The organism is Lysobacter panacisoli (assembly GCF_009765165.1).
Classification (GTDB): Bacteria; Pseudomonadota; Gammaproteobacteria; order Xanthomonadales; family Xanthomonadaceae; genus Lysobacter_J; species Lysobacter_J panacisoli.
Genome location: NZ_VLNU01000001.1, coordinates 2,018,254 through 2,032,500, shown reverse-complemented (window position 1 = coordinate 2,032,500; position 14,247 = coordinate 2,018,254). Strand labels below are relative to the sequence as shown.

General features: G+C 68.7%; 15 protein-coding genes. 5 read left to right on the top strand and 10 right to left on the bottom strand.

Annotated features, from left to right (window positions below):
• Positions 1-158: 158 nt before the first annotated feature.
• Positions 159-605, top strand: coding sequence for a DUF192 domain-containing protein (locus tag FOF45_RS09580; RefSeq protein WP_158984289.1), 447 nt, complete (start codon positions 159-161; stop codon positions 603-605).
• Positions 606-609: 4 nt separating this feature from the next.
• On the opposite strand, the gene FOF45_RS09575 is transcribed toward FOF45_RS09580, so the two are convergent.
• The gene (locus FOF45_RS09575; RefSeq protein ID WP_233264114.1) at positions 610-834 is read right to left on the bottom strand and encodes a rubredoxin; all 225 of its coding nucleotides are present in this window, start codon (positions 832-834) and stop codon (positions 610-612) included.
• Between the two features lie 37 nt (positions 835-871).
• Between FOF45_RS09575 and thiE the strand changes: the two genes are divergently transcribed.
• Together thiE and hemL are read left to right on the top strand one after the other, a co-directional pair.
• Complete coding sequence (thiE, locus tag FOF45_RS09570) at positions 872-1,537, top strand: thiamine phosphate synthase (protein WP_158984286.1); 666 nt, start codon at positions 872-874, stop codon at positions 1,535-1,537.
• A 15-nt stretch (positions 1,538-1,552) separates the two neighbouring features.
• Positions 1,553-2,842 (top strand): glutamate-1-semialdehyde 2,1-aminomutase, encoded by a 1,290-nt coding sequence (gene hemL, locus FOF45_RS09565; protein WP_158984284.1) that lies wholly within the window; start codon positions 1,553-1,555, stop codon positions 2,840-2,842.
• A 69-nt stretch (positions 2,843-2,911) separates the two neighbouring features.
• Here hemL and FOF45_RS09560 read toward each other — a convergent pair whose 3' ends face one another.
• The 6 genes from FOF45_RS09560 to FOF45_RS09535 all read right to left on the bottom strand — a co-directional run bounded on the left by FOF45_RS09560 (position 2,912) and on the right by FOF45_RS09535 (position 7,827).
• Entirely contained in the window at positions 2,912-4,141 is a 1,230-nt protein-coding gene (locus FOF45_RS09560) for an acetylornithine/succinyldiaminopimelate transaminase (protein WP_158984282.1), read from the bottom strand.
• A 91-nt stretch (positions 4,142-4,232) separates the two neighbouring features.
• A complete protein-coding gene (locus tag FOF45_RS09555) occupies positions 4,233-5,330 on the bottom strand; it encodes a glutathionylspermidine synthase family protein (RefSeq protein WP_158984280.1) in 1,098 nt (365 codons plus the stop codon).
• An 11-nt stretch (positions 5,331-5,341) separates the two neighbouring features.
• Positions 5,342-5,782: a hypothetical protein gene (locus FOF45_RS09550; protein WP_158984278.1), complete on the bottom strand. Its 441-nt coding sequence runs from the start codon at positions 5,780-5,782 to the stop codon at positions 5,342-5,344.
• Complete coding sequence (locus FOF45_RS09545) at positions 5,782-6,180, bottom strand: DUF350 domain-containing protein (protein ID WP_158984276.1); 399 nt, start codon at positions 6,178-6,180, stop codon at positions 5,782-5,784. Before FOF45_RS09545 ends, FOF45_RS09550 begins: the two co-directional genes overlap by 1 nt.
• 86 nt (positions 6,181-6,266) lie before the next feature.
• Complete coding sequence (locus FOF45_RS09540; protein ID WP_158984274.1) at positions 6,267-7,115, bottom strand: SDR family oxidoreductase; 849 nt, start codon at positions 7,113-7,115, stop codon at positions 6,267-6,269.
• Between the two features lie 46 nt (positions 7,116-7,161).
• On the bottom strand, positions 7,162-7,827 hold the full coding sequence (locus FOF45_RS09535; RefSeq protein ID WP_158984272.1) for a protein kinase family protein: 666 nt from the start codon (positions 7,825-7,827) through the stop codon (positions 7,162-7,164).
• Positions 7,828-7,905: 78 nt separating this feature from the next.
• Between FOF45_RS09535 and FOF45_RS09530 the strand changes: the two genes are divergently transcribed.
• Positions 7,906-9,903: a bifunctional DedA family/phosphatase PAP2 family protein gene (locus FOF45_RS09530; RefSeq protein ID WP_158984270.1), complete on the top strand. Its 1,998-nt coding sequence runs from the start codon at positions 7,906-7,908 to the stop codon at positions 9,901-9,903.
• A 15-nt stretch (positions 9,904-9,918) separates the two neighbouring features.
• Here the strand turns inward: FOF45_RS09530 and FOF45_RS09525 are convergent, their stop codons facing one another.
• From FOF45_RS09525 to FOF45_RS09515, 3 genes are all read right to left on the bottom strand, one after another.
• Entirely contained in the window at positions 9,919-10,509 is a 591-nt protein-coding gene (locus FOF45_RS09525; RefSeq protein ID WP_158984268.1) for an LON peptidase substrate-binding domain-containing protein, read from the bottom strand.
• Between the two features lie 52 nt (positions 10,510-10,561).
• Complete coding sequence (locus FOF45_RS09520) at positions 10,562-11,962, bottom strand: Mur ligase family protein (RefSeq protein ID WP_233264215.1); 1,401 nt, start codon at positions 11,960-11,962, stop codon at positions 10,562-10,564.
• A gap of 224 nt (positions 11,963-12,186) precedes the next feature.
• Positions 12,187-12,765, bottom strand: a complete 579-nt coding sequence (locus tag FOF45_RS09515; protein WP_158984266.1) for an adenylate kinase — start codon at positions 12,763-12,765, stop codon at positions 12,187-12,189.
• 162 nt (positions 12,766-12,927) lie between these two features.
• On the opposite strand from FOF45_RS09515, the gene FOF45_RS09510 reads away from it, so the two are divergent.
• The gene (locus tag FOF45_RS09510; RefSeq protein ID WP_158984264.1) at positions 12,928-14,190 is read left to right on the top strand and encodes a 6-phosphofructokinase; all 1,263 of its coding nucleotides are present in this window, start codon (positions 12,928-12,930) and stop codon (positions 14,188-14,190) included.
• The last annotated feature ends 57 nt before the right edge of the window (positions 14,191-14,247 follow it).

The window sequence follows — 14,247 nt, the reverse complement described above, 5'->3', positions numbered from 1 at the left end:
CCCCGCTTCGATCAACTTCACCTCAGCGGGGCGCGCATTGTGCACATGCGTCGATGGTTTTGGAAGGGGGTGAATGCACGAAGATTCGTCTTGACTCGATGCAGGCGGTGTCCGATGTTCGCGACGCGCGCAACCGCCACTTTCCGGAGCCCTCTGCCATGCCCACCTTCCGCTTGCTGCTGGCCTGCTGCGGCCTCGCCCTCTCCGGCTGCGCCAGCGGTTCCGATGCCTGGGTCGAGTTGAACGGGCAGCGCTATGCGGTGGAAATCGCCGACGACGAGGCCGAGCGCGCGCGCGGCCTGATGTTCCGCGACGAGATGGCGCAGGACCACGGGATGTTGTTCATCCATGAGCGCCAGGAGCCACTCGCCTACTGGATGAAGAACACCAAGATTCCGCTGGACATCCTGTACTTCGATTCGGCCCGCAAGCTGGTGTCGCAGCAGCGCGACGTGCCGCCGTGTTCGCTCGGCGACGGTTGCCCGCCGTACCCGAGCGACGAACCGGCCCGCTACGTGCTGGAACTCAATGCCGGCCAGGCAGCGCGCCTGGGCCTGAAGGACGGCGTGGAAATCACCCTCGGGCCGGGCCTGGCCCAGCCCTGATCCGTCAGAGCGGCATCATCTCGAAATCGTCCTTGGTGACGCCGCAATCCGGGCACGTCCAGGTGTCCGGCACGTCTTCCCAGCGCGTCCCGGGGGCGATGCCCTCTTCCGGCAGGCCCAGGGCCTCGTCGTAGATGAAGCCGCAGACGACGCACATCCACGTGCGGTAGGTGGTGGTCGCGGCGGTCTCGGACATGGGCGGATAATGCGGGGATTGCGGAACGCGCATTGTCCCACCGCGCCCGCGCCCACGGAAGCACTCCGGAATGAACCCTTCCTGGCCCCGGCAGGGGCTCTATGCCATCACGCCAGACGACACGGACACGGCGCGCCTGTTGGCCCGCGTGCAGGTCGTGCTCGAAGCCGGCGCGGCGTGGCTGCAGTACCGCAACAAGGCCGCCGACGCGGCACTGCGCGACGCGCAGGCGCGGGAATTGCTGCCGTTGTGCCGGCGCCACGACGTGCCGCTGATCATCAACGACGACTGGCGCCTCGCCGCAGCGATCGGAGCCGACGGCGCGCATCTGGGTGAAGACGACGGCGAAGTCGCCGTCGCCCGCGCCTCGCTTCCGGCTGGCGCGCTGCTCGGAGCCTCGTGCTACGCCGACCTCGATCTGGCGCGCAAGGCCGCGGCCGCGGGCGCCGACTACATCGCTTTCGGCGCGTTCTTTCCTTCGCCGACCAAGCCCAACGCACGGCGCGCGACGCCGCAGCTGCTGCGCGATTCCGCGGCGCTGGGACTGCCGCGGGTGGCGATCGGCGGGATCACGCCGGACAATGCGCCGGCATTGATCGACGCCGGCGCGGACCTGCTCGCGGTGATCAGCGGCGTGTTCGACGCGCCCGATCCCGCGATCGCGGTCCACCAGTACCTCACCGGCTTCCGCCGGTCCGACTCCCAGCTTCCCCCGCATGCGCGCACAAGCGCCTGAGCCCACGGATACCCCATGAACCACACGCAATCGCACGAACTGTTCACCCGCGCCAAGGACCTGATCCCCGGCGGCGTCAATTCGCCGGTGCGCGCTTTCAAGTCGGTCGGAGGCGAGCCGTTCTTCGCACAGCGCGCCGAAGGCGCATACCTGTTCGACGTCGACGGCAACCGCTACATCGATTACGTCGGTTCCTGGGGCCCGATGATTGCGGGCCATGCGCGCCCGGAAGTGCTCGCCGCGGTCGAGAAGACCATGCGCGACGGCCTCAGCTTCGGCGTTCCCAACGCGCTGGAAGTGACGATGGCCGAGACGATTACGAAGATCGTGCCGAGCTGCGAGATGGTGCGCATGGTCAACTCGGGCACCGAAGCCACGCTGTCGGCGATCCGCGTCGCGCGCGGCGTCACGGGACGCACGCGCATCGTGAAGTTCGAAGGTTGCTACCACGGTCACGGCGACAGCTTCCTGGTGAAGGCCGGCAGCGGCGTGATGACGCTGGGCCTGCCGAACTCGCCGGGCGTTCCCTCGGCATTGGCGGACCTCACGCTGACGATTCCGTACAACGATTTCGACGCCGCGACGAAACTCTTCGACGAAGTCGGCGGCGACATCGCCGGCCTGATCATCGAACCCATCGTCGGCAACGCCAACTGCATCCTGCCTCGCGAGGGCTACCTGCAGCACCTGCGCGAGCTGTGCACGAAGCACGGCACGCTGCTGATCTTCGACGAGGTGATGACCGGCTTCCGCGTCGCGCTCGGTGGCGCGCAGCAGCGTTACGGCATCACGCCGGACCTGTCGACGTTCGGCAAGATCATCGGCGGCGGCATGCCTGTGGGCGCGTACGGCGGCCGCCGCGAATACATGGCGCAAGTCGCGCCGAGCGGCCCGATCTACCAGGCCGGCACGCTCAGCGGCAATCCGGTGGCGATGGCCGCGGGCCTTGCGACGCTGGAACTGATCCAGGCGCCGGGCTTCCACGACGCGCTCGAACGCAGCACGCACGCCCTCTGCGACGGACTGGAAGCGGCCGCGCGCGATGCCGGCGTCGCCTTCTCCACCACCCGCGCGCCGGGCATGTTCGGCCTGTATTTCCGCGAAGGTCCGGTGGAAACGTTCGAGGAAGCGAAGGCGTCCGACACCGCGCGGTTCAACCGCTTCTTCCACGCGATGCTGGAGCGCGGCGTGTACCTCGCGCCGTCGGCGTTCGAGGCCGGCTTCGTGTCGAGCATGCATGGCGAAGCGGAGATCGCGGCCACGGTCGCGGCCGCGCGCGAGGCGTTCGCCGTCGCGAAGGGCTGATCACGCGCTTTCCGACGAAAACAAAAAGCCCGGAATTTCCGGGCTTTTTTGTAGCACTTCGCGAAGGATTCAGGCGGTCGCGAACGCCCTCAACGCACTGCGCAGACGCTGCAGTCCCTCGCCGATGTCGGCGTCGCTGATGTTCAGCGCGGGCACGAAACGCAACACGTCCGGGCCTGCCTGCAACAACAGCAGGCCATGTTCGACGCACAGGTCGAGGATCGCGCCCGCCTTGCCCGCGTGCTGCTCGCGCAGCTGCGCGCCGAGCATCAGGCCGCTGCCGCGGATCTCGGAGAACAGGCCCAGTTCCGCGTCGAGTTCGGCAAGCGCATCGCGAATCGCCAGCGACTGGCGCGCGACATTGGCCAGCAACGCGGGCGAGTTGATCTCGCGCAGCGCCGCGCGCGCGACCGCCGCGGCCAGCGGGTTGCCTCCGAAGGTCGTGCCGTGCGCGCCGAACTGCATCGACTCGGCGGCCTTCTCGCCCACCAGCATCGCGCCGATCGGGAAGCCGCTGCCCAGCGCCTTCGCCAGCGTGACGACGTCGGGCGTGATGCCGTACGCGTGCGCGGCGAACAGGTGGCCGGTGCGGCCCATGCCGCACTGGATCTCGTCGAACATCAGCAGCGCATCGTGGCGATCGCACAGCGCGCGCAGGCCGAGCAGGAATTCCGGGGTCGCCGGCGTCATGCCACCTTCGCCCTGCACGGGCTCGACCAGCACCGCGCAGACGTCGCCGGACGCCATCGCCGCTTCGGCCGCGGCGAGATCGTTGAAGTCGCTGTAGCGGAAACCCGGCGGCAACGGTTCGAAGCCTTCGTGGTACTTCGGTTGCGCACCGGCGGTGACCGCGGCGAGCGTGCGGCCGTGGAAGCTGCCGCGGAAGGTGAGGATGACGCGGCGGTCAGGCGTGCGGCCGTGCGAGGACGCCCACTTGCGCGCGAGCTTGATCGCAGCCTCGTTGGCCTCCGCGCCTGAGTTGCAGAAGAACACGCGCTGCGCGAAGCGCGAGGCGGTGACCAGTTCTTCGGCCAGGCGCAGCGGCGGCTCGCTGACGAACACATTGCTGGTGTGCCAGAGCTTGCCGGCCTGTTCGGTCAGTGCGGCGACCAACGCGGGATTCGCGTGACCGAGCGCGTTGACCGCGATGCCGGCGCCGAAGTCCACGTATTCGCGGCCGTCGCGATCCCACACGCGCGCGTCTTTTCCGTGGTCCAGCACGATGCGGCGCGGACGGTATACGGGCAGGTAATAGCGTTCGGACAGCGAGAACAGGTCGGTCGAGGCGGAGTCGGTCATGGCAATCGGGTGGACTGTGGCGCGGAAACCGCCATTGTCGCCGATTGCGCCCGGCGCGGCGGGCTTGCCGGCGAAATCGCCGAACCGATCGCTAGTCGAAGCAATGCGGGACGAAACGGCTGGTGTTGCGGGTCACGGCGTCGTCGTCCTCGCGGATACCCAACCCCACCGTTTCGTCACCGACGACCCAGGCGCCCAGCAGCGCGTGCCCGGCCGCACTGCGGTACAGCGGGGCGTAGGCCTGGTAGACCAGTCCCGGCTCGGCGAACGACAGCCCCTGCTCGGCGATGAACACGCCCTCGCCTTCGCGACCGTGTCGCGGCTTGGCGACGACGGGCCCGGCTATATCGCGCGGATCGTGCGACGCCGCCAGCAGGTTCGGATGGCCGGGGAACAGGCGCCACAGCAGCGGCAGCAGCGACTTGTTCGACAGCACCTGCTTCCATGCCGGCTCGATCCAGCGCGTAGGCGCGGTGGCGAGGTGCTCGGAGAACGGCTCGGCCATCATCCATTCCCACGGATACAGCTTGAACGCGTGCGCGATCGGCCGATCGTCGAGGTCGACGAAGCGACGCTCGCGCCAGCCGATCTCCGACACATCCAGGGTCGTCGTTTCGAAACCCGCCTGCGCGCAGGTGTCGCGCAGGTAGTCGACTGTCGCCTCATCCTCGCGGGATTCCAGGCAGCCGGTGAAGTGGACCTTCGCGTTCGCCGGCAGCAGTGCGCGCCAGCGTTCGAGCAGCGATTCGTGCAGGGAGTTGAACTGGTCGCCACCCGCGGCGGTTTCTTCCAGCCAGTACCACTGCACCACCGACGCCTCGAACAGCGAGGTCGGCGTGTCGGCGTTGTATTCGAGCAGCTTCGGTTCGCCGCGGCCGTCGTAGGCCAGGTCCATGCGCCCGTAAAGCGCCGCTTCCTGCGCGCGCCACGAGCGTTCCACCAGCGTTGCGGCGCGATCGTCGAGGCCGAGCGGCGCGTAGTCGCCGTGCTTCACGACATGGGCGACCGCTTCGAGACAGAGGCGATGGAGCTCGTTGCCGGCGGCTTCGATGCGATCGATCTCGGCGACGTCGAAGCGATAGCACGCGTCCTCGACCCAGTACGGGCCATCGAGCGTGTGGAAATCGAAACCCAGCGCTTCGACGCGTTCGCGCCAGTCCGCACGCGGTGCACGCGTTTCGCGACGCATCCGACCGGCGCTCAGGAACGCGCGGAATGCACGCGGCCGGTGCTGCCGAAACCGCCGCGATAGCCTTGCTCGACCGACGTCGGCGGATAGCGTCCCTGACCGTAGCCATAGCCGCCGTAACCGCCGTAGTAACCGCTGCCGCCGCTGCGGCGGCAGGTGCCCGCACCAGGATCGTCGGCGCGACGATCGCCCGGATCCTGCGCGTACCACGGACCGGCCCACGAACCCGACGCGGAATCGCGTCCGCAGCCCTGCTGGTAATCGCACTCGCAGCTGGCGCGATCGGTGTAGTGGTTGCGCAGCATTGGCTCGCGCGTGACTTCGTGCAGGACCGGCAGGCTGATCAGCGCGACCGCACCGATGGTCAGCCAGGGAATGTCGAAGGAACGCTTGCGTTCGGGCGCCTTGTGCACGATCGGCGACGCCCCGCGGCGACGGTCGCGACGGGCCATCAGTACACCATTGCGGCGGCGTTGAGCAGGCCGACGCCGACGTGCAGCGTGGCCGACAGAATGGCCGCGGACTGTTCGCCGCGTTCGATCCGCGCAGGGAAGCCCGGCAACAGCAGGCGCGTCAGGCCATACGCGGCGGCCTGCGCGACGAGCGCGATCGCGCCCCAGATCGCCAGGTCGAGCAGCGCGACACTGTGCGCCATCGCGCTGGACAGCGGCAGGCAGAAGCCGAGCAGCGCGCCCGACAGGGCCGTGCTCGCGGCCAGATTGCCGGCGCGGATCAACGCGAGTTCGCGATGCGGCGTGAGGTGCAGGTACAGCGCCAGGAACAGCGCGACGAAGCCCAGTCCCACGGCGAAATAGCCGGCGAAGGCCGGCAGTCCCTGCAAGTACGGCATTCCATTTCCCCTGAGTTGCGGGGGCGACGTTACCGTGGCGGCGAGTCGTCGACAAGCCGCCGCCGGAACCGCGCGATCGGGTCGCGTCAGCGCGGCTTCTTCGCCATCTGCGAATCGGTCAGGAACAGGTCCGGCAACAGGTGCGTCGCAGCGGGATCCACGGCGTACTGCGCGAAATCCGTCACGCCGGCGGCGAACAGCACGTCATCGTCGATCAGGAAATGGCCGAAGTAGCCGTCCGACGGCCGCACCAGCACGGTGTGCGCCGCATCGGCGACGATCTCCGGCGTGCGGCACTGCTCCGGGCGAACGCCGGGAATCATGTTGATCGCATCGGTGGCGATGACCGTGCGCGGCCACAGCGCGTTGACCGCCACGCCCTGCGGACCGAACTCCGCGGCCAGGCCCAGGGTGACGAAACTCATGCCCATCTTCGCGAGTGTGTACGCGGTGTGCGGCGCCCACCACTTCGGGTCGAGGTTGATCGGCGGCGCCATCGACAGGATGTGCGGATCGGCCGCCTTGAGCAGGTGCGGCAAGCAGGCCTGCGAACACAGGAACGTGCCGCGCGCGTTGACCTCCTGCATCAGGTCGTAGCGCTTCATCGGCGTGTCGAGCGTGCCGCGCAGCCAGATCGCGCTGGCGTTGTTGACCAGGATGTCGATGCCGCCGAACGCCTCGACGGTGGCCGCGACCGCAGCCTGCACTTCCTCTTCCACGCGGATGTCGCACTTCAGTGCCAGCGCCTGCCCGCCGGCAGCCTTCACTTCCTCGGCGACCGTGTGGATCGTGCCCGGGAGCTTGGGATTGGGCACCGCCGACTTCGCCACGATCGCGACGTTGGCGCCGTCGCGCGCGGCACGCAGGGCGATGGCACGGCCGATGCCGCGCGAGGCGCCGGTGATGAAAAGGGTCTTGCCTGACAATGTGCGCATGGCGCGTCCTCCTGGTGGTGCGGCGCGCGCCCGAGGGCGCGCCCCATTACGGTTTGGGCCCCTGGCCTTCGTTGTCTTCCCATTGCAGCAGCCGGCGCGTTACGAACCGGTAGACCGGCTTGCCGGTGGCGAACCAGGCCTCGCGCAGCCACGAATGGCGCTTGAGGACGCGGCGTTCCACCGGCGTGATCGATCCGGGGCAATAGGTGCGTTTGTGCTTGAGCAGATGGCGCAGGTCTTCACGCGCCAGCAGCCGCATCCAGCGCGAGCGCGGGTTCCCGCGCGTGGCGAGCTGGAAATCGATGATGCCCGGACGCCCATCGGCGAGTACCAGCCAGTTGGCTTCCTTGGCGAGGTCGTTGTGGGCGAGGCCGCGACGGTGCAGTTGCTGCAGCAGGCGACGCGCCCGGCGGAAATACAGCAGGTCCCGATGCGGCGGCCGCTGGTACATCGCAGCGCCGTCGAGATAGCTCCGGTCGAGGCGACGTCCGTCCCAGCCCAGCAACTGCGGCGTCGCCTCCAGCCCGCCCACGCGCGCCAGCGCCAGCGCCTCGCGCCGCGCCAGGAACCATGCCGGCAGGCGCAGCCACCACGGCACGTGGCGCAGGTCGCGGCGCACGAACAACCCGCGCTCGTCGCGCATCAGCGCGATGCGGCCGAAGCTGTCGGCCTTCAGTGCCTGGACTTCGCTGGCGGAGGTGGAGACGGGCATCGCACCAGTGTACGGAATGGCGCAAGCCCCCGACCCGGGCCATCGCGCCGTCATGGAGTGCCTGCCTATAATCGGACGATGGAACCGGCCTGGATCGAAAGCGCGACCGCATGGATCGCGGAAAACCCCACCGCCGCCGGCGCCGTCATCTTCCTCATTGCCTTCTGCGATGCGCTGGTGATCCTGGGCATCGTGGTGCCGGCGCTGCCGCTGCTGTTCGCGGTCGGCGCGCTGGTCGGGCTGGGCCACATCAGCGGTCCCTATGCGCTGGCCTGCGCCACCCTCGGCGCATTCGTCGGCGATGCCCTGAGCTACTGGGTCGGACATCGCTGGGGACCGCAATTGCGCTCCCGCTGGCCATTCTCGCGCTATCCGCAATGGCTGGACCGCGGCGAGGCGATGTTCCGCCGCCACGGCACCAAGAGCATCGTGATCGCGCGTTTCGTCGGCGCGGTGCGGCCGTTCGTGCCCGCCATCGCCGGCATGCTGCACATGCCGTTGCGCCGCTACGCGTTGCCGAGCCTGGGCGCGTGCATCGTGTGGTCGCTGCTGTTCCTCGCGCCCGGCTGGGTCCTGGGCAAGTCGTACGACGCGGTCGCGGCAGTCGCGGACCGGCTGGCCCTGGTGCTCGGCGCGCTGGTGGTGGCGATCGCGCTGGTATGGGCGGTGGTGCTCTACACGTGGCGATGGTTCGCCGCGCACGCCGACAACCTGCTAGCGCGCGCCCTGCACTGGACGCGCCACCATCCGCGATTGGGCCGCTACGCCGCCGCGCTGATCGATCCGAACCGCCCCGAATCGCCGTCGCTGCTGATGCTGGCGGTGTGCCTGCTGGCGATCAGCTGGGCCTGGTTCACCCTGCTCGCCTCGCTGCTCGCCAGCGGCGGTCCGCTGGCGCTGGACCACACCATCCACGAGTTCATGTGGAGCCTGCGCAATCCGCTCGCCGACCGGATGATGGCGGCGCTGGCGTGCGTCGGCGATGCCTCCGTGCTGGGACCGGCCGCGCTGGTCGCACTCGCCTACCTGATCTGGCGCAAGCGCTGGATGGCGGCGGCGCACTGGCTGGCGGCGATCGTGTTCGGCCTGGTGTTCACCTCGTTGCTGGAAGCGGCCATCGACATGCCGCGACCGCCGACCGCGCCGGCCGGCTTCGGATTCCCGTCGGTCGCCGTGACGATGTGCACCATCGTGTTCGGCTTCTTCGCGGTGCTGATCGCGCGCGAACTGCCGGGACGCACGCGCGTGTGGCCGTACCTGCTCGCGGGCGTGGTCACCACGGTCGTCGGATTCGCGCGGCTGTACCTCGGCGCGCACTGGCCCAGCGATCTCGTCGGCGGCACGCTGTTCGGCGTGCTGTGGCTGCTCGCGCTGGGCATCGCTTACCGTCGCCACGTGCAGCGTTCGTTCTGGATGCGACCGCTGGCGTGGCTGTTCTACACCACCTTCGCAGTGGCCGCGCTGTGGCATGCACCGCGCACCGCCGACACGCTGCTGGCACGCTTCGCCGCGGCCACGCCTACCAGCGTGATGGACCACGAGGAATGGTGGCAGCGCGGCTGGGCGGAACTCCCCGCGCAGCGCAACGAACGCGACGAACGTCGCCGCTGGCCGCTGGACCTGCAGGTCGCCGGCCCGATCGATCCACTGCGCGAACGGCTCGAAGCGAAGGGCTGGCGCGTGCAGCCGCAAGCGGACTGGGTCGCGACCGTGGGCCTGCTCGACGACGATCTCGATGCGGAACTGCAACCGGTGTTGCCGGCGACGCTCGACGCGCAGTCCGAATCGCTGCTGATGCTGCACAAGGGCGCGAAGCCCGGCGAGCAGTACGCGTTGCGGCTGTGGCGCGCACCGGTGCTGCTCGACGACGGCACGCCGCTGTGGCTGGGCACCACCCAGACGCTGCGCCTGAACAAGCCGCTCGATGCGGTCGCGTTATGGCTGCCGGTCAGCGACGACGGCACCGCGCATGCGCGTGTGCGCGAGGCGCTGTCGGACCTGCCGTCGCAACAGGAACGGCATCCGCACGGCCAATCACCGGTACTGCGCGTGCGCACCGGTCCGGCGTCACGTTGACGAGGTAGTCGCCCTTCAGGGCAACAGCGCGAGTAGGCGGTCCAGGCGCGCGTGCGGATCGTGGGTCTGCAGCAGCACCTGTCGTTGCGCGTCTTCCAGCGGCAGCAGTTCCGCCAGTCGCCAGCCGACCCATGCCGCATCGTCGAAGCGCGAGTGCGGCGCGCGCGCATGTTCGCCACCGACCTGTTCGACGATCTGTTCGAGCAGCTTGCCCAGCAGGCCGTGTTCGGGTCGGAGCGGATCGTCCGGATCGGGATCGCACCAGCTCACGTCGGCGACCTGCAGGCCGTTGTCGCGCACGCGCACGCGTTCGGCGTGGAAACGCCGCGTGCCGCGCACCTGCAGCGTCAGCAGTCCGTCTTCGCCGCGACCGAAATCCTCGATCACCGCTTCGGTGCCGTACGCCGCCGCGCTGGCCGGCGCGCCGGTTTCCTCGCCCTCGATGATCAGGCACACGCCGAACCCCCTGCCCTTGCGTCCGCATTCGCTGATCAGGTCGAGGTAGCGCGGCTCGAATACGCGCAGGCCGAGCGACGCGCCGGGCAGCAGCACGGTATGCAGCGGGAACAATCCTAGCGGTTGCAGTTCGGCGTCTTCGGCGGGCATCGCGGGCAGTTTAGTCCGATCCGGTGCGCGCGCCGCGAAGGACGATCCGAGGTCAGCCGTGCTCGCGCAAAGCGGCCAGGAAGCGGCGCGGCGCGCCGTCGAAACCGCCGTTGGACATGAACACGACGTGGTCGCCATCGCGCACGCGTTCACGCAGCGCGGCGATCAGCGCGTCGGCGTCCGGCACCGCGACACCTTCGCCTCGCAGCGCCGAGACGACCTTGGTCGCATCCCACGCCAGCTCTGGCCGATGCAGGAACACCACCGTATCGGCGATGTCCAGCGAAGGCGCCAGCGCCTGCGCATGCGCGCCCAGCCGCATCGAATTGCTGCGCGGCTCCATCGCCACGACGATGCGCGCATCGCCGACTTTCGCGCGCAGTCCCGCGAGCGTGGTGGCGATGGCGGTCGGATGGTGGGCGAAGTCGTCGTAGATGGTAACGCCCTGGGCTTCGCCGATCACTTCCAGTCTGCGCTTCACGCTACGGAACTGCGCGAGCGCGGGCAGCACCGAAGCGACATCGACGCCGACCGCATGCACGGCGGCGAGCGCGGCGAGCGCGTTCATCACGTTGTGGCGGCCGAGCAGCGGCCAATGCACTTCGCCGACTTCGACGCCGCGATGCACGACCGCGAAGGCGCTGCCGTCCTCCACGATCAGGCGCGCGGTCCAGTCGAACGCGGCGCGCGCGGCGGAGCGATCATCGGCGCGATCGCCGTGGCTTTCGCCCCGCGCGGCCTGCGGCAGCAGGCTGGCGTCGAGGCCGAAGGTTTCCACCGGCGTCCAGCAACCCATCGCCAGCACTTCGGCGAGGTGCTGGTCTTCGCCGTTGACGATCAACCGGCCGCGGCGCGGAACCGTGCGCACGAGATGGTGGAACTGGCGCTGGATCGCGGCCACGTCCGGGAAGATGTCGGCGTGGTCGTACTCGAGGTTGTTGAGGATCGCGATCAGCGGACGGTAGTGGACGAACTTGCTGCGCTTGTCGAAGAACGCGGTGTCGTACTCGTCCGCCTCGACCACGAACTCGCGGCCCGTGCCGATGCGCGCGGACACGCCGAAATCCTCGGCGACGCCACCGATCAGGAACCCCGGCTCACGCCCGGCGGCCTGCAACAGGAAGGTCAGGATCGTGGTCGTCGTCGTCTTGCCGTGCGTGCCCGCGACGGCCAGCGTGTCGCGGCCCGGCAGCAGGTTCTCGCTCAGCCATTGCGCGCCGGAGGTATAGCGGCGCGCATCGTCGAGCACCTGTTCCACCGCCGCATTGCCGCGCGAGAGCGCGTTGCCCACCACGATCTGGTCGCAGTCGGGCGAGATGTGTTCGGCCGTGTAGCCCTGCTTCAGCGCGATGCCGAGCTGTTCCAGCTGCGTGGACATCGGCGGATAGACCGCCTGGTCGCTGCCTTCGACCTCATGCCCGAGTTCGCGCGCGAGCGCGGCGACGCCGCCCATGAAGGTTCCGGCGATGCCAAGAATGTGAATCTTCAAAATTGCGGATTCCTAAACGTTCGCGGTCACGTCAACGAAGCGGGCACCGCACGGCCATCACTCCCCCTCTCCCGCTTGCGGGAGAGGGCAAGGGGAGGGGCAGCGGAGTACCGGAACGCCAGCCCAACCCCTCTCCCTGGCCGCCGTTGGCGGCCTTTCCCTCTCCCGCAAGGGGAGAGGGAATCAAATCAGCCCACTTCTTTCGCCGGCGACAGCGCTTCGATGATGCGGTTGAACACATCGTCCAGCGAGCCCACGCCATTCACCACGGTCAGCTGGCCGTGCTGGCGGTAGAACTCGATCACCGGCGCGGTCTGGTCGTTGTAGATCGTCAGGCGGGTGCGGACGGATTCCGGGCTGTCGTCGGCGCGACCTTCGGCCTTGGCGCGGCCGGCGATGCGTTCGACCAGCATCTCGGTCGGCACTTCCAGCTGCACGGCGTAGTCCATCGGCTGGCCGATGCGGCCCAGCAGCTTGTCCAGTGCGTCGGCCTGCGCCAGGTTGCGCGGGTAGCCGTCGAGGATGAAGCCGCCGCGGGTGTCGTCGCGCGACAGGCGGTCTTCCAGCATGCCCAGCAGGATCTCGTCGCTGACGAGGTTGCCCGAGGCCATGATCTCCTTGGCTTCCAGGCCCAGCTTGCTGCCCGCGGCCACTTCGGCGCGCAGCAGGTCGCCGGTGGAAATGTGCGGGACCTGGAGATGCTCCTTGAGGCGCGCGGCCTGCGTGCCCTTGCCGGAGCCGGGCGCGCCCAGAAGTACCAATCGCATCAACATCACTCCTAGAACGTGAAAATTCGTCGCCGGCCGCGAACCGGTCACGGGACCGTCGCCGCCCGCCCGCGAGGCGGCGCTACACTCCAAGCGCCGCTGCCCCGCCGGGCAAATATTGCGGCCACTTTACCGCATCCAGCCCTCAATCCTGGAATGGACATGGCCTCCGGAACCCTGCTTTACGCGCAGTCGGGCGGTGTCACCGCCGTCATCAACGCTACCGCCTCCGCCGTGATCGCGACCGCACGGGCGCGCAAGGTCCGGGTCCTGGCGGCCCGCAACGGAATCCTGGGCGCCCTGCGGGAGGAGCTGATCGATACCTCGAAGGAGTCGGCCGCCGCCATCCGCGCCCTCGCCCACACGCCCGGCGGCGCATTCGGTTCGTGCCGGGTCAAGCTGAAGTCGCTCGAACAGGACCGCGCCCGCTACGAGCGTCTCCTGGACGTCCTGCGCGCCCACGATGTGCGCTGGTTCCTCTACAACGGCGGCAACGACTCGGCCGACACCGCGCTCAAGGTCTCGCAGCTGGCGGCCGAGTTCGGCTACCCGCTGACCTGCGTCGGCGTGCCCAAGACGGTGGATAACGATCTGGCCGTCACCGACTGCTGCCCGGGCTTCGGCTCGGTCGCCAAGTACACCGCCGTGTCGGTGCGCGAGTGCGCGCTGGACGTGGCGGCGATGGCCGACACTTCGACCAAGGTCTTCGTGTACGAGGCAATGGGCCGCCACGCGGGCTGGATCGCCGCATCCGCGGGCCTGGCCGGCGAAGGCGAGGACGCCGCGCCGCACCTCATCCTCTTCCCCGAACGTCCGTACGATGAAGCCGACTTCTTCGCCAAGGTGAAGGCCACCGTCGAGCGCGTCGGCTACTGCGTCGTCGTGGCCAGCGAAGGCATCCAGACCGAGGACGGACGTTTCGTCGCCGACGCGGGTGGCGGCAAGGACTCCTTCGGGCACACCCAGCTCGGCGGCGTCGCCTCGTTTCTCGCGGGACGGGTGAAGGATGCGCTCGGCTACAAGGTGCACTGGGCGCTGCCCGATTACCTGCAGCGCTCGGCGCGGCACCTCGCATCGAAGACCGATCTAGAACAGGCGCAGGCGGTGGGACGCAAGGCCGTGGAGTTCGCACTGAAGGGCATGAACTCGGTGATGCCGGTGATCGTGCGCACGTCCGACACGCCGTATCGCTGGAAGGTCGAAGCCGCCCCGCTGTCGAAGATCGCCAACCACGAGAAGAAGATGCCGGCGAACTTCATCCGCAAGGATGGCTACGGCATCACCCTGCCCGCGCGCCGCTACCTGGAACCGCTGATCCGCGGCGAAGCACCGCCGCCGTATGGTCGCGACGGATTGCCGAAGTACGTGGCGCTAAGGAATGTGGCGGTGAGAAAGAAGCTGCCGGCCTACGACTTGGCAACCTGAACGGATTGACCTAGCCTCCATCGCACTTGTTGCGGGGAGGCAGCAATGATTCGAGCA